Below are 18,725 nucleotides of genomic sequence, written 5' to 3' on the forward strand. Positions count from 1 at the left end.
CCGGGCTGTCGTCAAACCGGCTACGATGCTTTGAGCGAAAGTTTGGAAGGAATTCGATGTTTTCGGTGTCCGAGTGCTTTTCCGAAAGTTATGCCGAGGCGCGCGCCAAGTTCTGCAGTGCCGCCGCCACCGCCGGTGGAGCGATCCGGTCCTGGCTGAACCCCAAGGCGCGCGGCCCCAACGGCGAAGCGCTCTTTCTCGACACCGCCCGCTTCGGCGCGGCCGATGCCACCGAGATGCTGGTGCTGATTGCCGGCACGCACGGCGTCGAAGGACATTGCGGGTCGGGCGCCGAGATCGCCTGGCTGCGCTCGGGCGGTCCCGCGAAGTTGCCGAAGGGAACCGGCGCACTCCTGATCCACGCGCTCAACCCCTACGGCTTCGCCTGGTCGCGGCGCGTCACGGAAGACAATGTCGACCTCAACCGCAACTTCGTCGATCACGACAAGGGCTATCCCGCCAACGCGGGCTATCTCGCGATCGCCGACGCCGTGTTGCCGCAGACCTGGGACGATGCCAGCAAGGCCGAGACCGAGCGCGTCTTCGATGCCTATGCTCAGAAGCACGGCGCCTTCGGCCTGCAGGGCGCGATCAGCGGCGGCCAATACACCCATCCCGATGGCATCTTCTTCGGGGGCACGGCGCCGACCTGGAGCAATCGCACCGTTCGCGCCATCGCCCGCGAGGAACTCTCGCAGGCACGGCGCGTGGGCATCATCGACTTCCATACGGGTCTCGGGCCGTTCGGTCATGGCGAACTGATCTGCGCCGTATCGCCGGCCGCCAAATCCTTCGCGCGTGCCAAGGCCTGGTACGGCGACGAGATGACTTCCCCCGAGGGCGGCACCTCGACCTCCGCCGTCGTTGTCGGCGTGATGACCGATGCCTTCCCGCAGGAGCTGCCTGACGCGCAGGTAACTCCGGTCGCGCTCGAATACGGCACCTATACCGTGCCGGAGGTCCTCGGTGCCGTACGCGCCGACAACTGGCTTCATCATCGTGGCGATGTCGGCTCGCCGCTCGGCCGCGAGATCAAGGCCGACATCAAGGAGCGCTTCTTCCCGTCGGGCGACAAGTGGCGCGAGATGGTATGGGCGCGCGCCGATCAGACGATCGGCTGGGCATTGAAGGGACTACAGAGCCGATGAGCCTGGTCGAGCCGAGCGAAGATACCGCCCGGCTGCGACTCCGGCGCATCCTGCAGCGCGCCCCGCTGTTTGCCGACCTCGATCCCGACGGTCTGGCGGCGGTCGAGCGCGAACTGACCTTGCTCATCCTGCCGGGCGGCGCGCCGCTGTTCCGTCAGGGTGACCCGGCCGACGCGGTCTATGTCGTGGCCAGCGGCTGTCTCGGCGTGTTCCGTCATCAAGACGAAGTCGACGCCAGCGAACCGCTGCTGATCGCCGAGGTACCTCCCGGCAATCTGGTCGGCGAGATGTCGCTCCTCTCGCACGGCAAGCGCACGCGCAGCGTGGCGGCGCTGCGCGACAGCGAGGTATGGCGGCTGGCCCAAAGCAGCTTCGATGCGCTGACCAAGCACCACCCCGAAGTCCTGCCGGCGCTGATGCGCAGCGTCGTGGCGCGCAACGCTGTCGAAACCGGCAAGCGACGGCGCCAGCCGCGCACCTTCGCCATCCTGCCCGCCGGCCCGAACGTGCCGTCGGCACGCTTCGCCGTGATGCTGGCAGATGCGCTGGGCCGCATCGGCAACAGGGTGCAAATGCTGGGGCCAGACTCGGTCGACGAGGAACCGGAGTGGTTCGCGCGTTGCGAGATGGAATCCTCGTTCGTGCTCTACCGCGCCGACGCGACCCAGACGCCATGGACCGAACTCTGCCTGCGACAGGCCGATTGCCTGATTGCCGTCCGCAGCGCCGACCACGACGGGCCGACTTCACTGCCTTTCGACGTCGAGACGGCGCAAAGCGGCGCGGTATTCCACCGGCGGCGCGAGCTCGTTCTCTTGCACGAAGGCCACGACCCGTCCCCCGGTTCGACGACGCCCTTGCTCGCCGGCGGCCTCTACGGCCATCACCACCACGTCCGCCTCGACATTCATGCCGATATCGACCGGCTGGCCCGACTGCTCACCGGCCATGCGGTCGGCGTCGTGATGGCCGGTGGCGGCGCCCGCGCCTTCACTCATATCGGCGTCGTCAAGGCACTGCGCCAGTCTGGCGTTCCGATCGATCTTGTGGGCGGCACCAGCATGGGCGCCATCGTCGCCGCCGGTGTCGCCTCGCGCTGGAACGACGAAGAGCTCAACGAGCGCTTCCGTCGCGCCTTCGTCGACACCAATCCTTTGAACGACTACACGGTGCCGTTGATCTCGCTGTTCTCCGGCCGCCGGGTCACGCGCCTGCTGCGCGCCGCCTTCGGGGAAAAGGACATCGAGGATCTCGTCCTTTCCTTCTACTGCATGACGGCCAACCTCACGACCTCCGACGCCGACATCCACACGGTCGGCCGGCTGTGGCGCTGGCTGCGGGCGAGCGTGGCGATCCCCGGCGTCATGCCGCCGTTCAACGAGGCGGGCGAAGTCCATGTCGATGGCGGCGTCATCGACAATTTTCCGGTGCGCGCCATGCGTCGGCTCGGGCGCGGCATCACCATTGGGGTCGACATCGACACCGGCGGTGCGCTGGCGGCCGGCGCCGATGTCATGGAACCCTGGTCGGCCTGGCAGTTCTTTCGCCGCCTGATCTGGCGGCGCAACGAAACGCTCCCCATCCCTTCGATCGTCGCCATCCTGCTGCGCTCGGCCCTGGTGGCCAGCACGGCCCGCGCCGCCCAGGATCGCGCCGCAGCGGACCTGCTGATCGTGCCGCCGATGAACCACATCGATCTGCTCGACTGGACGAGCTTCGATGCCGCCATCGAGCTGGGCTACCGCACCACCATGGAAACCCTGGACAAGTCGCGATCTCTGCCAGTCGGCGCCCGACTGTTCGTGGCCTAGCAGCTGGGCTTTCAATCGTCGAAATCGAACGGGACGCCAGCTTGACACGACCGACAGGCGCGTCTCTTATTTCACCCATCGGTTAATAAAAAGATCTCACCATGAACCCAGCCGCCGACCGCCTCAGCTCGACCTTCGCTGCCCTCGCCGACCCGACTCGGCGCGCAATCCTCGCCCGCCTGACCCTGGGTGAGACCACGGTCGGCAATCTCGCGGAGCCCTTCGACATGAGCCTGCCGGCTATCTCCAAGCACCTGAAGGTGCTGGAGCGGGCCGGCCTCATCTCGCGCGGACGAGATGCCCAGCGACGGCCTTGTCGCCTGGCGGCCGAACCGCTGCACGAGATTGCCGACTGGGTAGCAACCTACCGGCGGTTCTGGGAGGAACGCTTCGACCGGCTGGAGGACTATCTGCGGACGGCGCAGCAACAGTCCGCCGCTGCTCCCGCTTCCACTTCTGCCAAGAAGAAGAGGACGAAGGCCCATGGCCGCAAGAACAAGTGAACTCACCGTCCCGCTGCGTCGCGCGTTTACGTTGAACCGCACGCTGCGCGCGCCCCGCGCCTTGGTTTTCCGCGCCTTCATCGAACCGGACCGCATGAAGCTATGGTGGGCGCCGCAGGGCTTCCGCATGCTTTCGTGCGCCCTCGACCTGCGCGAGGGCGGCGCCTGGCGCATGCGCATCCGGAGCGAGGAGACCGGCGCGGTACAGACCGAGGTCGGCACCTATCGCGAGATCTGCGAACCCGACCGCCTGGTCTTCACTCACGCCTGGGTACGCTCCGATGGCACGCTGACAGCGCCGACGGTCGTCACCGTGCGCTTCACCGAACGCGACGGCATGACCGATATCGCCTTCACGCAAGCCGACTTCACCTCGACGGAGTTCTGCAAGTCGCACGAAGACGGCTGGGCAAGCTCGCTGGAGCAACTGATCGAATACGCCCCACGTCTGTGAGCAGAGACCAAACCCCGGGGAAACACGATGACAGACAATGCCACAGCGAAACATCTCGCCACTCTGCAGGACCTTAACCGCAACTACATCAGGTCGGTCGACGAAGCCGACGTGCGCTGGTTCGAGCAGCACCTCGCCGACGATTTCCTCAACACCAATCCCGACGGATCGCGGCTCGACCGCACCGCCTTCCTGGCGCAGATCGGCCGCGGCTCGGTGGTGAAGAACATCCGCGAGCACGACGTGAATATCCGCTTGTTGGGCGATTTCGCCATCATCCATGCACGCACCAGCTACACCAAACCCGATGGCAGCACAGGCAACGGCTGGTACACCGACGACTGGCAGCTCCAGCCGGAGGGCTGGCGTTGCGTAGCCGCCCATGTCAGCCGCGGCTGATCCCTTCTCCGGCGTATCCCGAGTACCCTCCATGACCCCCAATGCAGGCGCTGACACGTCGCCGGCTGCCTGGCGAGTCGTCTTCGCCTGCTTCCTCTCCGCCGTCTTCGCCTGGGGGTTCGGCTTCTATGCACACGGCATCTACATCGTCGAACTGCAGAAGGAGCATGGTTGGTCGACCGGCCTGATCTCCACGATGGTGACGGCGCATTACGTATTGGGCGCGCTGCTGCTGCCGCGCATTGCCGACGCCATCACCCGCTTCGGCCCGCGCGCCGTGTTCCTGAGCGGCCTCGCCACAACAGCCGTGGCGCTGCTGTTGCTGCCGTCGGTCACGGCGCCCTGGCAGCTCGCCGCGCTCTATATCCTGATGGCGCCGGGCTGGAACGCGACCAGCGTCGCGGCGATCGCCTCGACGGTCGGCCAGTGGTTCGACAAGAAGCGCGGCCTTGCCCTCAATCTCGGGCTGAGCGGCGCGACCGTCGCGGGCCTCGTCATGGCCCCCGCCCTGCTCGCCACCATCCCGTTGATGGGCTTCGCCGACGCGTTGCGCCTGATCGTGCTGATCTCGCTGGCCATCGCCGGCGGCGCGGTCCTGCTGTTCGTGCGCCGCGGCCCCCTGTCGCCCAAGCCGCTGGCGGCGGGGACGAGCCGACTCGCGCCGCTGCGCACCTGGCACTTCTGGAGCATCTCCGCGCCATTCGCCCTGATGCTGGTCTCGCAGGTGGGCTTCCTCACCCATCTCGTGCCGCTGATCAGCGCGCGCGTCACCGCTGGCGCGCCGACAGTCGATCCCGGGCTCGCCGTCGGCATCAACGCCTTCATGGCGCTGGTCGGCCGCGTCGTGCTGGGCTTCGTCATCGATCGCTTCGAGCCGCGGCGGGCGTCAGTCGCCTGCTTCATGGTGCAGGTCGCCGCCATTGCCGTGCTGGCCTTCGCCGAAGCGCCGCTGGTGGTCTACGGCGCCTGCGCCGTCTACGGCTTCTCGGTCGGCAACAACATCACCCTCTCGCCGTTGATCGTGCAGCGCGAATACGGCCCGGACCAGTTCCCGGCCATCGTGGCGCTTTCGTCCGCCGTGGTGCAGATCGTCTATGCCTTCGGTCCCGGCCTGCTCGGCATCCTGCGCGACGCTTCCGGGGGCTACGGCGTGCCGCTTGCCGTCTGCATGGCGCTGAACGTCACCGCGTCGATCCTTGTCATGATGCCACCACGCTCCCTGCGAACGCACTCGGCTCGGAACTAATTGCTCCGGACCTGGTTGCGCTTACGCCTGTGCGCAGCCAAGCTCCGACCATCATGGTCCATAGGGGGAGAATCGCCATGATGAAAATAGTGCTTCTGGCCGGCCTGCTGCTGGCGACTGCGGCCGTCTATGCCCAGGATCCGATCGCAACCGACGGCGACAAGTACAAGGTCATCTTCGAGAACGACCGCGTGCGGGTGCTCGAGTATCACGACAAGCCGGGCGAGAAGACGCAGCAGCATCGCCATCCGGCGTTCGTGCTCTACGCCCTCGGCCCGTTCAAACGCACTCTGACTCTGCCCGATGGCAAGGTGCTGACGCGCGAATTCAAAGCCGGCGACGTGCTGTGGTCCGATGCGCAGACGCATATCGGCAGCAATATCGGAGATACGCCGACGAATGTGATCATGGTCGAGCTCAAGGAAGAGCCCTCGAAAAGGTAAATGCAGGCCGGTCTCAAGACAGGAACTTGAGACCGTTGATCACCTTGTCGACGGTCTTGCGCGGCCCATGGACACCCAGCCCGACGAGATCCAGCGCGTCCGCCGGCGCCGCGGCGACGGCGGCGCGGTTGTCGGCATCGTTGGTCGTCTTGAACATGGGCTCGATATAGATCGCGGGCACCAGCTCGCGCGACAGCGCCCGCTGATGGGTACGCCGCAGCTCTTCGAGCGTGGCGCCATAGACGAAGACCGGCTCGCGGATCAGCGGGGAATAGGACCGGCCCGCGCCGTCGCGATAAGGCTCGCCCATCAGCTCAGGCCGCGTACCGGCCAACCCGCCGGCCAGGAAGGCTGCAATGTTGGCCAATTGCCAGGCGGCAAGATCGGCGCGCAGGATGAGGGCGGTCTTGGTCTCGTAGATCATCTTCCCCATATTAGACCCGCTGCGCCCATCGTCTTGAACGTTCGTGCATGAGCCCCGTTCCTCTCCGCTCCGACCGCATCCGCCTCGACCGCCCTTCCTCCGGTCTGCAACGTCTGGCCGCGCGCTTTGCCGGCCATGCCTACGACCCGCACCGGCACGAGACCTACGGAATCGGCCTCACCCTCTATGGGGTCCAGCAGTTCAACTATCGCGGCAGCCTGCGCGCCAGCCGGGCCGGCGACGTGCTGGTGCTGCACCCCGACGAGGCGCATGACGGACATGCCGGCGAGGACGGCGCCTTCGCCTATCGCATGCTCTACTTCGATCCGGCGGCCATCTCGCAGGCGCTGGACGGGGCCAGCCCGCCGTTCGTCACCGATGTGGTCGCGCGCGACGCCGCCATGGCCCGTTTGATCGACGAAGCCTTTGCCGATTTCCCACGTCCGCTCGAACCGCTGGCCGTCGATGCCACCGTGGCGCGGATGGCCGATCTGCTGGAGCGCCGCAGCGACGGACATCGCCGGCCGCCCGCCGGCGCCACGGCGGCGCGGGCAATCCATCGCGTCCGCGAGTTCCTGACGGCCGAAGCCCATCGCACGGTTGCTTCGGAGGAACTGGAGCGGCTGAGCGGCCTCGATCGCTTCACCCTCGCCCGCCATTTCCGCCAAACCTTCGGCACCTCGCCGCATCGCTTTCAGGTGGGACGCCGACTGCAGCTTGCGCAGTCCATGATCGTCGAAGGTGCCGCCCTGTCCGAGACGGCCGCGGCCACGGGCTTTGCCGATCAAAGCCATCTCACGCGACATTTTTCGGCGCGCTTCGGCCTGACGCCCGGTCGCTGGGCAGCATTGTCACGCCCCGTCTAGAGTCAGTACCTAAAAGCAAAAAGCCCCGCACCAATCGGGCGGGGCTCTGCGAAGCGTTCGAGGATCTGTAAGGGCAGGCCTCAGAGGCCGCCGTTCACGACCAGGCACTGCCCGCTGACATAGTCGCTGTCGGGGCTGCAGAACAGATAGACCGAGCCGGCTGCCTCTTCCGGCAGGCCGCCGCGGCCGAGCGGGATCATCTGGTTCATGGCGGCGATGCGGCCACCCTGGACGCCGATCTTGACCTTGCGGCCCTGCACTTCGATCTCGCCTTCCTCGCCCTGGTTCAGCGGCTTGGTGAGGCGGGTCTGGATGTAGCCGAAGGCCACCGCGTTCACCGTGACGTCGTAGCGACCGAACTCCTTGGCCAGCGTCTTGGTGAGACCGACGATGCCCGCCTTGCCCGCCGAGTAGTTCGACTGGCCGGCATTGCCGTTGACGCCCGAGGTCGAGGAGATGTTCACGACCTTGCGCACGATACGCTTGCCGGCGGCACGCTCCTTCTCGACAGCATTGCGGAAATGCTGTTGGAAAGCACGCAGGATGCGGAACGGCGCGGTCAGGTGGACGTCGAGGATGGCGTACCACTGCTCGTCGCTCATCTTCTGGATGACCGAGTCCCAAGTGTAGCCGGCATTGTTCACCACGACATGGCAATCGCCGAAGGCGTCGACGGCGGTCTTGATGATGCGGTCGCCAAAGTCGGGCTTGGCGACATCGCCGTTGCAGGCGACGGCCTTGCCGCCCATCTTCTCGATCTCGGCGATGACCTCCTTGGCCGGCGCATCGTCGATGTCGTTGATCACCACCTTGGCGCCGTCACGCACCAGGCGCAGCGCGATCTCTCGACCGATGCCACGACCCGAGCCGGTGACGATCGCCACCTTGCCATCCATCTGACCCATCTAAGTCTCCTCTTTCCGCGGGCTAGGCCAGTGCGATCGTGGCGTTGCCCTGCAACGTGTCCTGGCCGTTCTGGTTGGTGCACTTGACCTCGAGATCGACCAGCTTCTCGCCGCCCTCCTCGCGCTTGCCCGTGACCTTGCCGCTCACGGTGATGACGTCGCCCACCCAGGTGATCGACGTGAAGCGCGTGCCGAGGTTCCGCACCTGCTTCTGCGGTACCCAGGAGGTCACGATGCGGCCGAGGAAGGCCATCGACAGCATGCCGTGGGCGAACACGTCCTTGAAGCCGAACTTCTTGGCGAAGTCGATATCGACATGGATGGGATTGTGGTCGCCCGACCCGCCGCAATAGAGCGCGAGCTGGTGACGGCTGATCGGCGGCAGCACGATCGGCTTGATCTCGTCGCCGACCTTGACCTGATCGAACTTCGGAGCGGTTGCCATCTTGCCCTCCCTCACTTCTTCGCGGCGTCTGGGTTGCGCACGACCGTGATGCCCTTGGCCTTGGCCACGAGCTTGCCGGCCTGGTCCTTGAGCTCGGTCTCCGAGGCCACGAACCACAGGGCGCCGCCCTTCTTGTCGTAAATGTCGACCACCTTCTGCTGGCAGGTGATCTTGTCACCGACATGCACGGGCGCGAGATACTCGTAGTGCTGCTCGCCGTGGAGGATCAGGCCGATGTCGACGTTGAGCAGGCGCAGGAGCCCGCCCTTGTCGGGATCGTCGTTGGTGACGGCGGTGAGATAAGTCAGCGGCGCCGGAATCGCCCGGTAGCCTGCCTTCTTGGCGGCCTCCTCGTCGACATAGATGGGATCGTCTTCGCCGATGGCCTTGCAGAACAGGCGGATCTTGCCGGCTTCGACGGTGGTGGTGAAAGGCTTGAACGTATGACCGATCAGCTTCTTGTCGAGCTGCATGGGCCGCTTCCTCCATGGTTTGAAAACTAAAAACCCTCTCCCCGGTCCCGAGACCGGAGAGAGGGCTACCCTTGCGGGGTGCTACTCGTAACGGCCGACGATGGCGACGCTCGACACGTTCTCGCGCGGCGCGCCACCGAGATTGTGCGTCATGCCGATCTTCGGGTCCTTGAGCTGGCGAGCGCCGGCGCGGCCCTGAAGCTGCAGGTACATCTCGTAGAGCATGCGCAGGCCCGAGGCGCCGATCGGGTGGCCGAAGCACTTCAGGCCGCCGTCGATCTGGCAGGGGATCTTGCCGTCGGCGTCGTAGAAGCCGTCGAGCACGTCCTTCCAGCCCTTGCCGGTCTCGGAGATGTGCAGGTCTTCCATGGTGACCAGCTCGGTCACCGAGAAGCAGTCGTGCACCTCGAACATCGAGACTTCGTTGCGCGGGTTCTTGATGCCGGCCTCTTCATAGGCCTTCTTCGAGGCGATGCGCGTGGTGTGGAAGTAGCTGCCGTCCCACGAGTTGTGGCCCGACTCGGAGCCGTTCGACACCGAGAGCTGCAGCGCCTTGACGCTGACGATGTTGGCCTTGCCCAGCGCCTTGGCAATCTCCGGCGTGGTCACGATGGCCGCGGCCGCACCGTCCGAGACGCCGCAGCAGTCGAACAGGCCGAGCGGCGAGGCGATCATCGGCGCGTTCAGGATGGTGTCCATCTCGACGGCCTTTTGCAGATGGGCCTTCGGGTTCTTGGCGCCGTTCTGGTGGCTCTTCCACGAGACGTGGCCGATCGCCTTCTTGAGGTCCTCGGCGCTGACGCCGTGGGCCGTCATGTAGGCGGTGGCGAGCTGGGCGAAGTTGCCCGGCGCCGTGCCGTTGGCGCTCCACAGCGCCTGCAGCGGGCCGCCGCGTCCGCCCGGCAGACCGCCGTAGCCGGTGTCCTTCAGCTTCTCGACACCGAGCGCCAGCGCGAAGTCGGCCGCGCCCGAGGCGACGGCGTAGCAGGCGCCGCGGAAAGCCTCGGTGCCCGAGGCGCACATGTTCTCGACATGCGTCACCGGGATGTTGGGCAGACGCAGCGTCGTCGAAAGCGGGATGCCGGACTTGCCGACATGCACCTCGTCGATCGCGGTCGAGAACCAGGCAGCGTTGATCTGCTTGGCGTCGATGCCGGCGTCGGCGATGGCTTCCTTGTACGCCTCGAGCATCAGCTCCTCGGCGCCGCTGTCCCAGCGTTCGCCGAACTTGGAGCAACCCATGCCGAGAATGGCGACCTTGTCCTTGATACCACGAGCCATTGCAGGTCTCCTTGGTGTTGACGGTTGAACTCTAGACCCTTGACCGGAGGAAGGCGATCAGACCGGAGCCGCCTTCCAGAAGTAGCGCTTGAAGCCGCCGCGCATCGTGTCGTTGTCGCGGATGCGGAAGGTCATGCGCATCTTGGCGCCGACCTTCACCTGTTCCTTGTCGCTGTCGGTGAAGTCGGCCATGAAGCGGCCGCCCTCGGGAAAGGTGATCATGCCGTAATAGGCGGGCGGATCCGGGGAGTAGGTCAGCGAGTCGGCGGTGAACGACATCACGTTCGCCTCCAGCCCGGCCATGGCGTAGGGATCCTGGCTGTCGATGGCATGGCAGTTGGGATTGACGCAGACCTGGCTGCGCGGGAACTGCACCGTGCCGCAGACCTTGCACTTGCCGCCGACCAGGCCGTAGATCATGTCGCGCTTGCGCCACAGCACCGAGAGCGCGGTCTTCTTGTCGAACTCCGCGCGCATGCCCTTGTCGATCGGCAGCATCTCGTTGAAAGCGAGGAACTTCATGTAGTTCTTCTCTTCCTTGCGCCGTGCCAGCCAGCCCGACAGGCCCTTGCGCTTCGGCAGCTTGGCGTTCTCGGCCGTGACCTCGAACACCAGCACGTCGACACCCTGGCCGAAGGCCACGACCATGATCTTGTCGCCTTCCTTGGCGGTCTCGAGCGCATCGACCAGCATGACCAGCGCATGCGCCGAGCCGGTGTCGCCGAGGTTGGCGCCGAGGAGATCACGCACCGCCCCTTCGGCGACGCCGCAGACCTTGGCCATCTGCTTCGGCACGGCCGGCATCGGGCTCGGCATGATGAAGTGGGTGACGTCGCTGCCCTTCAGCTTGCAGGCCGCGAGCGCGGCCTTGATCGCCGGCGGGACGATCTTCGAGTAGCCCTCGTCGCGGATCCAGCGCTCTTCCCAGCCGTAGTCGAACTCGGCGTCCTCGCCGCGGAAGTGGTCGACGAAGTCCATCGACACCGAGTGATGACCGACCAGCTTGGCGATCACATTCTCGGTGCCGCAGAGCAGCGCCGCGGCGCCGTCGCCGTAGTTCAATTCACTGGCCGACGCGACGCGGGCCATGCGCTTGTCGGCCGCGGCGACCAGGGTGGCATCGCCGCCCTTGGACGCGTTGAGGCCGGCGATCAGCGCCGAGGTGCCAGCCTTCAGCGAGCCGGCAACATCGGACGCCAGCAAGTTCTGCTCGATGTTGAGCGCTGTGCCGATCACGCCGGCGTTCTGGCGATCCTTGAAGGGATGCGTCGTCGAGGCGAAGTAGATGTTGCGAACGTCCTCGGCCTTGTGGCTGGTGAGGCAGTCGCGCGAGGCCTCGACGGCCATCGTGATCGAATCCTCGTCCCAGTTGGCCATCGAGCGTTCGCCCTTGGCGAGGCCACGCAAGCCTGCGGCGAACCACTTGTTGGCGTCGTACACTGCCTGACGGTTGAGGCGCAGGCGCGGCACATAGGCCCCGTAGGCCACGATTCCGACCATCGTTTCTTTCCTCCAACTGGTCCGACGGACCGCCGGCTCCTGCCGGCGGCATTTCATGAATGAGCGTTTATGCTTCGCTCTTAGCGCGCTCACCTGTGGGGAGCGAGCCGCATTTGCTCATGGCAGCCTCGCCCGCAAAACTACCTTCCGGCCTGCGGAACCCCTCCGGCGGCCGGCATCTCGCGCACCAGGTTGCGATAGCCGGCCCCTTCGGGGATGTGCAGGAAGCGCTTGCCCTCGCGCGCCTCGACCCAGGGCTGCACGGTCACGATCTTGCGCTTGGCCGCCTGGGCGATGGCGCCGGCGACGGTGCCGCCTTCCGCCAGCAGCTCCAGGTTCTTCTGCGTCGCATGCACGAGCGTGCGCTTGCCGGCCGTGGCTTCGTCGATCGCTTCCTGCGCGCCGATCCACACCGAGTCGACCGACTCCGAACCGTCGTGCAGAGCCACCTGGTCCGGCGGCGCTTCGGCGAGGAAGAACCAGGTGTCGAAGCGCTTGGGAACAAAGGTCGGCGTGATCCAGTGGGCGTAGGGCACCATCAGGTCGGTCGCGATCTCGAGATCCTCGGCCTCGACGAGATCGACGATGCTTGCCTCGTCCTTGGCGAGCTTGGCGCGCCAGCGCTCTTCGATACCCTTGAGGTCGGCCGCGGCAATCAAAGCCTTCTGGCCACGCTTGCGCGCCAGCAGGACGCCGCACTCCTCGAACGCCTCGCGCACGCCGGCCACGCGAAACTTGAGCTCGGCATCGTCGATCTTGTCGGCGCCACCGCAGCGGCTGCGCAACGAGGCCGCACCGTCCGCATCTTCGAGCTTGCCGCCCGGGAAGACGAGCGCGCCGGAAAAGGAATCGATCTGGTGATGGCGCACCACCATAAAGACTTCGAGCGGCGACGCGGCATCGTCGATCTTCGACGGACGCAGCAGCAACACGGTGGTGGCGGGACGCGGCGGAGCCGCTTCTTTTTTCGCTTCGTTCATCCTTGCCTGCATTCTTGTGACGCAAGACTGTCCCACACTAGCCGCGACAGCGCCAACGGCACGGTGTATCCTGACATTGTAAATTCCGCTCTGAAGGAGAACGCCATGTCCGACACGGCTCAGACTCCCACCCCCTCCTCCACGCCTGGTCCGGCCTCTCTCGCCGATGGTCTCAAGGTCCTGCGCGCCAAGTGGGGCTGGATCGTCGCCCTGGGCGTCGTCTTCCTGATCGCCGGCGTCGTCGCCCTGGGCAGCGTGGTGGTCGCTACCGCATCGGCCGTGATGATCGTCGGCATCATGATGATCATGGGCGGTGCCGCCGAACTGATCGCGGCCTTCGGCGTGAAGGACTGGAAGCGGTCGCTGTTATGGGGCCTGCTGGGCATTCTCTATGTCGCGGCCGGCATCATCGCGATCCTCAACCCCTTCGCCGCCGCCACCATCCTCACCCTGATGCTGGGCGCGGCCCTGGTCGTCGGCGGCGTACTGCGCATCTTCCTCGCCTTCGAGATGCGGAGCGCCGGCAAGCCCTGGGGCTGGGTCGTCTTCTCCGGTCTGATCACCCTGCTGCTCGGCATCATGATCATCGCGCAGTGGCCGGCTTCCAGTTTCTTCATACTGGGCATCTTCCTCGGCATCGACCTGATCTTCATCGGCTCGGCCTGGATCTCGATGGGCCTGGCGCTGAAGCAACGCGCGTAAGGCGAACGTCCACGGATGCGAAAGGTCTGGATCGAGGTCGCCCTTAACGGCGCCTGGGGCCGCAAGCTTCAGGCGGGCATCCCTGAAACAGTCGACGAGATCGTTGCGGAAGGGATCGCCTGCGCCAGGGCCGGCACAGGGATCGTCCATACCCACGCCTATGCGGCCGACGGAAAGCCCACCTCCGACTGGCGGGTCTATGCGCGGATCATCGAAGGCATCCGTGCCGAGATCGACGTCCCGGTCTATCCCTCCTACCCGCCGATCCCACGCGCCGGCATGGAGGCCGCGGCGCGCTTCGCGCATGTCGAAGCGCTGGCGGAGCGCGGCCTGCTCGACTTCGCCGTCGTCGATCCGGGAAGCGTCAACTTCATGACGACCCACACGACGGCGACGACCAAGCCTGCCGGCACCTATCTCAATCCCGAGGACCATGTCCGGCACGCGCTCGCCTTTGCTGCGCGACAGGGACTGCATCCCGCCTTCGCGATCTACGAACCCGGCTTCAAGCGCGCGGGCGCAGCGCTTGCCCGGGCCATCGGCGTCAAGGCGCCGGTCTATCGCTTCATGTTCTCCGACAAGTTCGCCTTCGGCTTTCCGGCGAAGCCCTACGCCCTCGCCGCCCATGTTGCGCTTCTCGAAGAGTCGGCAGCCGGAGCACCCTGGATGATCGCGGGCCTTGCCGTCGACGTCCGGCCATTGATTGCCGAGACCGTGGCACGCGGCGGCCATGTGCGCGTCGGCCTGGAGGACGCGCCGTTGGGTTCGTCGATGAGCAACCTTGCCTGGGTCGAGGCAGCGGCAAAACTGGTGCGCGACAGCGGTGCCGAGCCAGCCTCCGGCTCCGATGTGCGGAACGCCCTGCAAGCGCTGCCCGCTGCGGCCTGACGTCAAAGCCCTCTGCACATTTTGCATGCGCCGGGCAGGACGGCGCAGTGTAGCGTCGAGTCCACGCTTCCCGGGAGGAAACGATGGGCTACGACCTCGTCATCAAGAACGGCATCGTGATCGACGGCACAGGCGCGGCGCGCTACCAGGCCGACGTTGCGATCGCCGACGGCAAAGTGGCCGAGATCGGCAAAGTGACCGAAGGCGCGACGCGCACCATCGACGCCCACGGGCTGGTGGTCGCGCCGGGCTTCGTCGATCCCCACACGCACTACGATGCGCAGATCTGCTGGGACGGCGCCGTCACACCCTCCTCCTGGCACGGCGTGACGTCCGTCGTGATGGGCAATTGCGGCGTCGGCATCGCGCCCTGCAAGCCCGCCACGCGCGAGATCGCCATGAAGGATCTCGTGAACGTCGAAGGCATTCCCTTCGACGTGCTGAACAAGGGCATCACCTGGGACTGGGAGACCTTTCCCGAATTCATGGATGCCGCCGCGCGGAGAAAGCCGTCGCTCAACCTCGCCTTCATCGCGCCGCTGACGCCGTTTCGTCACTACGTGATGGGCGAAGCCTCGATGGAGCGCGCCGCCACCGCGGAAGAAACCGCGAAGATCGCCGCCCTCATCGGTGAAGCCGTGGACGTGGGTGCGCTGGGCTTCTCCTCGACCACGCTCAACCAGCATATGGGCTTCGAGGGCAAGCCGCTCGCCTGCCGCAACGCCAGCCGCGAGGAGATGAAGGCCTACGCCAATCAGCTCAAGCAGCGCGGCAAGGGCGCCATCGAGATCGCGCTGACCCGCCAGGTCGGCGTGCTGGAGCAGGACCAGTGCGAACTGCTCGACTTCCTGCTCGAAGAGAGCGGCCGGCCCGTGACGTTCATCGCCCTCTTCGATCGCGACGACATTCCCGAGGCGGTGCGCGACACCTTGCGTCGCGCCGCGCCGATGATCGCCAAGGGTGCGCGGCCGCAGACCTCGCCGCTGCCGCTGACGCGCGAATGCAACATGGACAACCCGTTCGCCTTTGCCGCCTTCCCGTCGTGGAAGCGGGTATTCGCCGACACGGCAAAGGACGCGCAGAAGAAGGTCTACGCCGACCGGACTTTCCGCGATCAGTTCCGCCATGATCTCAAAAGCCCGACCGGCTTCAGCGACTGGCGGCGCATGGTCGTGCACAACGTCAACAATCCGGCACTGAAACAATGGGAGCGCAAGTCGATCGCCGAGATCGGCCAGGCGCAGGGCAAAGACGGCGTCGATGCCTTCCTCGATCTCGTGCTGGCCGACAATCTCGACGTCGAGCTCACCATCGCCTCGTGGAACACGCGCGAGGACCGCATGCGCGAGCTGCTGAACAACCCGTCCATCCTGATGGCGCTGGGCGACGGCGGCGCGCATGTCGACATGCTGTGCGACGCCGGCTACCCGACCTATCTGCTGGGCACCTGGGTGCGCGAGAAGCAGGCGATCACCCTCGAAGAAGGCGTGCGCAAGCTCACCTCAGACCCCGCCGATCTCTTTGGTCTGAAGGATCGCGGCCGCCTCGCGAAGGGTGCGCCGGCCGACGTCGCGATCTTCGATCCCGACCGCATCGGCTCGACCAACCACGGCGAACGCCGCCACGATCTCCCCGGCGGCGCCAAGCGCATCGTGATGCCGTCGAAGGGCGTCGAGTACACGGTCGTCAACGGTGCCGTGACCTGGGAACAGGGCAAGCTGACGGACGCGAAAGCTGGGAAGGTGTTGCGCGGCTGACGTCACCCTCCGCTTCATAGATTCCCCCCGCCCCCTTTTTGCCCCCGTGGCGACGTCAAACAGACACACGAGACGAGCCCTAATGTTGCTACCTTTGGTGGCATTAGAAACAACGCGCCACCATAGGAACAGGGGGGATGAGCGCGATGGGGAGTAAATCAAGCGTGCCTCTTAAGGTCGGCGTATTGACGGGCTGGTCTTTGCTTCTCCTGCCCGTTGCCGGACCAGCCCATGCAGATACGTGGAAAGCGGATATGCAGCTCGACAGGGCGCGTTCTGCAGGTATCTGCCTGAAAGGCGCCGAAAACACCTACACCCTGGACCTGTCGGGCAGCACGCTCACTGGAAAAGCGAGCATCAACTCCTTCCGAGCCAAGGTCGCCGCCGACGGAACGGTACGCGACGATTTCCTTGCGGAACTCGACCAGGGGCTGAACTCGACCGTGACGACCAAGCTGCAGAAATTTACCATCACGGGGAACGCCCAGACACGCGACCTCGAACTGGCCTGGCCGGCGAGCGCCTGCGTCTGGAAACTCAAGCCGCGCGGCTGATTGCGCCAGGGGTGATCGGGTAGAGGACAATTGCTACGATCGTTCGTTACGATCGGACGCCTCGCGTCCCTACCCCCTGACGGAGACACAGTGCAGACCACCCCTCTTCCGGACGACATCAAGCAGGCCCTGTCCAAGGTGACGACGGCCAGCATCACGACGATCCTGCTGAAGAAAGGCCTGCGCAACGTCTGGATGCGCGGCACGCGGCCGATCAAGCCCGGCCAGGGCCGTCTGGTGGGTCGTGCGTTTACGTTGCGATTCGTTCCGGCGCGCGAAGACCTCGCGACTCCGGAGAGCTGGAGCTCGCCGATCTCGACGCGCGCGGCCATCGAGGCGATGCCCGAGGGCGCGGTCGTCGTGGCCGATTCCATGGGCACCACCGATGCCGGCATCTTCGGCGACATCCTGTGCGCCCGCATGGCCAAGAAGAAGGTCGCGGGCCTCGTCACCGACGGCGTGATGCGCGACATGGCGGGCGTGCTCGCGACCGGGCTTCCCGTCTGGTGCCAGGGCGCTGCGGCGCCGCCTTCGGTCGCCGGCCTGACCTTCGTCAACTGGCAGGAGCCGATCGGCTGCGGTGGCGTGGCGGTGTTCCCCGACGACGTGGTGGTGGTCGACGACGACGGCGCCGTGCTCATTCCCAAGGCGCTGGTCGAAGCCGTCGCCAAGGAAGGCCAGGAGCAGGAACGGCTCGAAGGCTGGATCATGTCGGAGGTCGAACGCGGCGTGCCGCTGCCCGGCCTCTACCCGCCGAACGACGAAGCCAAGGCGCGTTACGCCAGCTTCAAAGAGAAGAAGTGACGACCGAGTCAGGCTCGGCTTTCGCGCGTCGGACTTAGGGTCTGCCTGACAAGTCGCAACGACGGACTGTTGTTGCGAATGCCTTCGGGGCGGCGTCACGCTGCGTACAACGCGGCCTCCAGTGCCGCCTCCCGGAGGACAATGCTCATGATCCGATTCCGAAGCATGCGCCGCCGTGCCGTGCTGGCAACGGGCGCCGCCGCCGTTCTTTCAGCACCGGCGATCCTGCGCGCGCAGAACTATCCGTCGAAGCCGGTGCGCGTAGTGAATGCCTACAGTCCCGGCGGCACCGCCGACGTCGTCTGCCGCATCTTCTGCGCCGCCCTGTCGACGCGGCTCGGCCAGACTTTCACGGTCGACAACAAGCCGGGCGCAGCCGGCACGGTCGCGGCGCAGATCGTCGCCCGTGCCCAGCCCGACGGCTACACCGTGCTCTATGACGCCACCGCGCAGTCGGTGAACCCGTCGCTGTTCGGCAGCCGCCTGCCCTACGATACGCGGCGCGACCTGCTGCCGGTGTTTCTCACCATGCAGACGCCGAACACGCTGATGCGCAACTCCAAGTTCGAGGCGCAAACGGTCGCCGAACTGATCGAGCTGGCAAAGAAGAAGCCCGGCGCCCTCGACTGCGCCTCGACCGGCGTCGGCACGGTGCAGCATGTCTCGCTGGAGCTGCTGAACCAGCGTGCCGGGCTGCGCATCAACCACGTGCCCTACAAGGAAGCCGGAACGGCGCGCAACGACCTGTTCGCCGGCCGCGTGCCGCTGCAGTTCAGCAACGTACCGGGCACCGTCGCGCTGAGGAGCGCCAGCGAAGTGACCTGCATGGCGCATACCGGGCCGAAGCCGGTAGAGGTGCTGAAGGGCATACCGGCGATCTCGGAGGTGCTGCCGGGCTTCGAGACCTGGGAATGGAACGGCCTCTTCGTCCCGGCCGGCACCGATCCCGGCCTGATCAAGAAGCTGAATGCGGAACTCAACGAAGTGATCAAGGTCCAGGAGACCGTGCAGCGGCTTTCGGAACTCGGGGCGCTGACGCGCGCCAACACGGTCGCCGAGTTCGCGGCCTTCCGCGAACAGCAGATCGCCTTCTTCGCCGAGATCACCAAGACCGCCAACATTCGGATCGAGTAAGGCCGAGC

Annotated in this window: 21 protein-coding genes; 14 read left to right on the forward strand and 7 right to left on the reverse strand. The window is 65.9% G+C overall.

Annotated features, from left to right (window positions below; translation table 11 throughout):
- The first annotated feature begins 56 nt into the window (after window positions 1–56).
- The 7 genes from BN60_RS15895 to BN60_RS15925 all read left to right on the forward strand — a co-directional run bounded on the left by BN60_RS15895 (window position 57) and on the right by BN60_RS15925 (window position 6,004).
- Window positions 57–1,148 (forward strand): M14 family metallopeptidase, encoded by a 1,092-nt coding sequence (locus BN60_RS15895; RefSeq protein WP_020697085.1) that lies wholly within the window; start codon window positions 57–59, stop codon window positions 1,146–1,148.
- A complete protein-coding gene (locus tag BN60_RS15900) occupies window positions 1,145–2,959 on the forward strand; it encodes a patatin-like phospholipase family protein (RefSeq protein WP_020697086.1) in 1,815 nt (604 codons plus the stop codon). The genes BN60_RS15895 and BN60_RS15900 overlap by 4 nt, the downstream gene beginning before the upstream one ends.
- A 101-nt stretch (window positions 2,960–3,060) precedes the next feature.
- Entirely contained in the window at window positions 3,061–3,462 is a 402-nt protein-coding gene (locus tag BN60_RS15905) for an ArsR/SmtB family transcription factor (protein ID WP_020697087.1), read from the forward strand.
- Window positions 3,443–3,916 carry an SRPBCC family protein gene (locus BN60_RS15910; protein ID WP_083856136.1) on the forward strand — a complete coding sequence of 158 codons (474 nt, stop codon included), beginning with the start codon at window positions 3,443–3,445 and terminating at the stop codon, window positions 3,914–3,916. The genes BN60_RS15905 and BN60_RS15910 overlap by 20 nt, the downstream gene beginning before the upstream one ends.
- A 27-nt stretch (window positions 3,917–3,943) precedes the next feature.
- Window positions 3,944–4,315: a nuclear transport factor 2 family protein gene (locus BN60_RS15915; RefSeq protein WP_020697089.1), complete on the forward strand. Its 372-nt coding sequence runs from the start codon at window positions 3,944–3,946 to the stop codon at window positions 4,313–4,315.
- Between the two features lie 31 nt (window positions 4,316–4,346).
- Window positions 4,347–5,561, forward strand: a complete 1,215-nt coding sequence (locus BN60_RS15920; RefSeq protein WP_020697090.1) for an MFS transporter — start codon at window positions 4,347–4,349, stop codon at window positions 5,559–5,561.
- A gap of 77 nt (window positions 5,562–5,638) precedes the next feature.
- Window positions 5,639–6,004 carry a cupin domain-containing protein gene (locus BN60_RS15925; RefSeq protein ID WP_020697091.1) on the forward strand — a complete coding sequence of 122 codons (366 nt, stop codon included), beginning with the start codon at window positions 5,639–5,641 and terminating at the stop codon, window positions 6,002–6,004.
- A 13-nt stretch (window positions 6,005–6,017) separates the two neighbouring features.
- On the opposite strand, the gene BN60_RS15930 is transcribed toward BN60_RS15925, so the two are convergent.
- Window positions 6,018–6,428: a DUF2000 domain-containing protein gene (locus BN60_RS15930; RefSeq protein ID WP_020697092.1), complete on the reverse strand. Its 411-nt coding sequence runs from the start codon at window positions 6,426–6,428 to the stop codon at window positions 6,018–6,020.
- A 47-nt stretch (window positions 6,429–6,475) separates the two neighbouring features.
- On the opposite strand from BN60_RS15930, the gene BN60_RS15935 reads away from it, so the two are divergent.
- Window positions 6,476–7,294: an AraC family transcriptional regulator gene (locus BN60_RS15935; RefSeq protein ID WP_020697093.1), complete on the forward strand. Its 819-nt coding sequence runs from the start codon at window positions 6,476–6,478 to the stop codon at window positions 7,292–7,294.
- Window positions 7,295–7,374: 80 nt separating this feature from the next.
- On the opposite strand, the gene BN60_RS15940 is transcribed toward BN60_RS15935, so the two are convergent.
- The 6 genes from BN60_RS15940 to BN60_RS15965 form a co-directional block, all read right to left on the reverse strand.
- Window positions 7,375–8,199, reverse strand: a complete 825-nt coding sequence (locus tag BN60_RS15940; protein ID WP_020697094.1) for an SDR family NAD(P)-dependent oxidoreductase — start codon at window positions 8,197–8,199, stop codon at window positions 7,375–7,377.
- 22 nt (window positions 8,200–8,221) lie between these two features.
- Entirely contained in the window at window positions 8,222–8,644 is a 423-nt protein-coding gene (locus BN60_RS15945) for a MaoC family dehydratase (RefSeq protein ID WP_020697095.1), read from the reverse strand.
- Window positions 8,645–8,655: 11 nt separating this feature from the next.
- On the reverse strand, window positions 8,656–9,117 hold the full coding sequence (locus BN60_RS15950; protein WP_020697096.1) for a MaoC family dehydratase N-terminal domain-containing protein: 462 nt from the start codon (window positions 9,115–9,117) through the stop codon (window positions 8,656–8,658).
- Window positions 9,118–9,198: 81 nt separating this feature from the next.
- Window positions 9,199–10,398 (reverse strand): acetyl-CoA acetyltransferase, encoded by a 1,200-nt coding sequence (locus BN60_RS15955; protein WP_020697097.1) that lies wholly within the window; start codon window positions 10,396–10,398, stop codon window positions 9,199–9,201.
- A gap of 57 nt (window positions 10,399–10,455) precedes the next feature.
- Window positions 10,456–11,898: a hydroxymethylglutaryl-CoA synthase family protein gene (locus BN60_RS15960; RefSeq protein ID WP_020697098.1), complete on the reverse strand. Its 1,443-nt coding sequence runs from the start codon at window positions 11,896–11,898 to the stop codon at window positions 10,456–10,458.
- 140 nt (window positions 11,899–12,038) lie between these two features.
- Entirely contained in the window at window positions 12,039–12,878 is an 840-nt protein-coding gene (locus tag BN60_RS15965; protein ID WP_020697099.1) for an NUDIX hydrolase, read from the reverse strand.
- A 105-nt stretch (window positions 12,879–12,983) separates the two neighbouring features.
- Between BN60_RS15965 and BN60_RS15970 the strand changes: the two genes are divergently transcribed.
- The 6 genes from BN60_RS15970 to BN60_RS15995 all read left to right on the forward strand — a co-directional run bounded on the left by BN60_RS15970 (window position 12,984) and on the right by BN60_RS15995 (window position 18,717).
- Entirely contained in the window at window positions 12,984–13,580 is a 597-nt protein-coding gene (locus BN60_RS15970) for an HdeD family acid-resistance protein (protein WP_020697100.1), read from the forward strand.
- A gap of 15 nt (window positions 13,581–13,595) precedes the next feature.
- Window positions 13,596–14,468: a beta-keto acid cleavage family enzyme gene (locus BN60_RS15975; protein WP_020697101.1), complete on the forward strand. Its 873-nt coding sequence runs from the start codon at window positions 13,596–13,598 to the stop codon at window positions 14,466–14,468.
- Window positions 14,469–14,551: 83 nt separating this feature from the next.
- Window positions 14,552–16,225 carry an N-acyl-D-amino-acid deacylase family protein gene (locus BN60_RS15980; protein ID WP_020697102.1) on the forward strand — a complete coding sequence of 558 codons (1,674 nt, stop codon included), beginning with the start codon at window positions 14,552–14,554 and terminating at the stop codon, window positions 16,223–16,225.
- Window positions 16,226–16,479: 254 nt separating this feature from the next.
- Complete coding sequence (locus BN60_RS15985) at window positions 16,480–16,779, forward strand: hypothetical protein (protein ID WP_020697103.1); 300 nt, start codon at window positions 16,480–16,482, stop codon at window positions 16,777–16,779.
- A gap of 90 nt (window positions 16,780–16,869) precedes the next feature.
- Window positions 16,870–17,583, forward strand: a complete 714-nt coding sequence (locus tag BN60_RS15990; RefSeq protein ID WP_020697104.1) for a ribonuclease activity regulator RraA — start codon at window positions 16,870–16,872, stop codon at window positions 17,581–17,583.
- Window positions 17,584–17,730: 147 nt separating this feature from the next.
- Window positions 17,731–18,717 carry a Bug family tripartite tricarboxylate transporter substrate binding protein gene (locus tag BN60_RS15995; RefSeq protein ID WP_177324831.1) on the forward strand — a complete coding sequence of 329 codons (987 nt, stop codon included), beginning with the start codon at window positions 17,731–17,733 and terminating at the stop codon, window positions 18,715–18,717.
- The last annotated feature ends 8 nt before the right edge of the window (window positions 18,718–18,725 follow it).

It is taken from the genome of Reyranella massiliensis 521 (genome assembly GCF_000312425.1).
Lineage (GTDB): Bacteria > Pseudomonadota > Alphaproteobacteria > Reyranellales > Reyranellaceae > Reyranella > Reyranella massiliensis.

Excerpts from the sequence above, each read along its gene's own strand:
- BN60_RS15900 (WP_020697086.1), top strand. The coding sequence starts at position 1,145 with ATGAGCCTGGTCGAGCCGAGCGAAGATACCGCCCGGCTGCGACTCCGG.
- BN60_RS15940 (WP_020697094.1), bottom strand. The coding sequence starts at position 8,199 with ATGGGTCAGATGGATGGCAAGGTGGCGATCGTCACCGGCTCGGGTCGT.
- BN60_RS15995 (WP_177324831.1), top strand. The coding sequence starts at position 17,731 with ATGATCCGATTCCGAAGCATGCGCCGCCGTGCCGTGCTGGCAACGGGC.
- BN60_RS15925 (WP_020697091.1), top strand. The coding sequence starts at position 5,639 with ATGATGAAAATAGTGCTTCTGGCCGGCCTGCTGCTGGCGACTGCGGCC.
- BN60_RS15980 (WP_020697102.1), top strand. The coding sequence starts at position 14,552 with ATGGGCTACGACCTCGTCATCAAGAACGGCATCGTGATCGACGGCACA.
- BN60_RS15955 (WP_020697097.1), bottom strand. The coding sequence starts at position 10,398 with ATGGCTCGTGGTATCAAGGACAAGGTCGCCATTCTCGGCATGGGTTGC.
- BN60_RS15910 (WP_083856136.1), top strand. The coding sequence starts at position 3,443 with ATGGCCGCAAGAACAAGTGAACTCACCGTCCCGCTGCGTCGCGCGTTT.
- BN60_RS15975 (WP_020697101.1), top strand. The coding sequence starts at position 13,596 with ATGCGAAAGGTCTGGATCGAGGTCGCCCTTAACGGCGCCTGGGGCCGC.
- BN60_RS15950 (WP_020697096.1), bottom strand. The coding sequence starts at position 9,117 with ATGCAGCTCGACAAGAAGCTGATCGGTCATACGTTCAAGCCTTTCACC.
- BN60_RS15935 (WP_020697093.1), top strand. The coding sequence starts at position 6,476 with ATGAGCCCCGTTCCTCTCCGCTCCGACCGCATCCGCCTCGACCGCCCT.
- BN60_RS15920 (WP_020697090.1), top strand. The coding sequence starts at position 4,347 with ATGACCCCCAATGCAGGCGCTGACACGTCGCCGGCTGCCTGGCGAGTC.
- BN60_RS15930 (WP_020697092.1), bottom strand. The coding sequence starts at position 6,428 with ATGATCTACGAGACCAAGACCGCCCTCATCCTGCGCGCCGATCTTGCC.
- BN60_RS15905 (WP_020697087.1), top strand. The coding sequence starts at position 3,061 with ATGAACCCAGCCGCCGACCGCCTCAGCTCGACCTTCGCTGCCCTCGCC.
- BN60_RS15965 (WP_020697099.1), bottom strand. The coding sequence starts at position 12,878 with ATGAACGAAGCGAAAAAAGAAGCGGCTCCGCCGCGTCCCGCCACCACC.
- BN60_RS15895 (WP_020697085.1), top strand. The coding sequence starts at position 57 with ATGTTTTCGGTGTCCGAGTGCTTTTCCGAAAGTTATGCCGAGGCGCGC.
- BN60_RS15945 (WP_020697095.1), bottom strand. The coding sequence starts at position 8,644 with ATGGCAACCGCTCCGAAGTTCGATCAGGTCAAGGTCGGCGACGAGATC.
- BN60_RS15970 (WP_020697100.1), top strand. The coding sequence starts at position 12,984 with ATGTCCGACACGGCTCAGACTCCCACCCCCTCCTCCACGCCTGGTCCG.
- BN60_RS15915 (WP_020697089.1), top strand. The coding sequence starts at position 3,944 with ATGACAGACAATGCCACAGCGAAACATCTCGCCACTCTGCAGGACCTT.
- BN60_RS15960 (WP_020697098.1), bottom strand. The coding sequence starts at position 11,898 with ATGGTCGGAATCGTGGCCTACGGGGCCTATGTGCCGCGCCTGCGCCTC.
- BN60_RS15985 (WP_020697103.1), top strand. The coding sequence starts at position 16,480 with ATGCAGCTCGACAGGGCGCGTTCTGCAGGTATCTGCCTGAAAGGCGCC.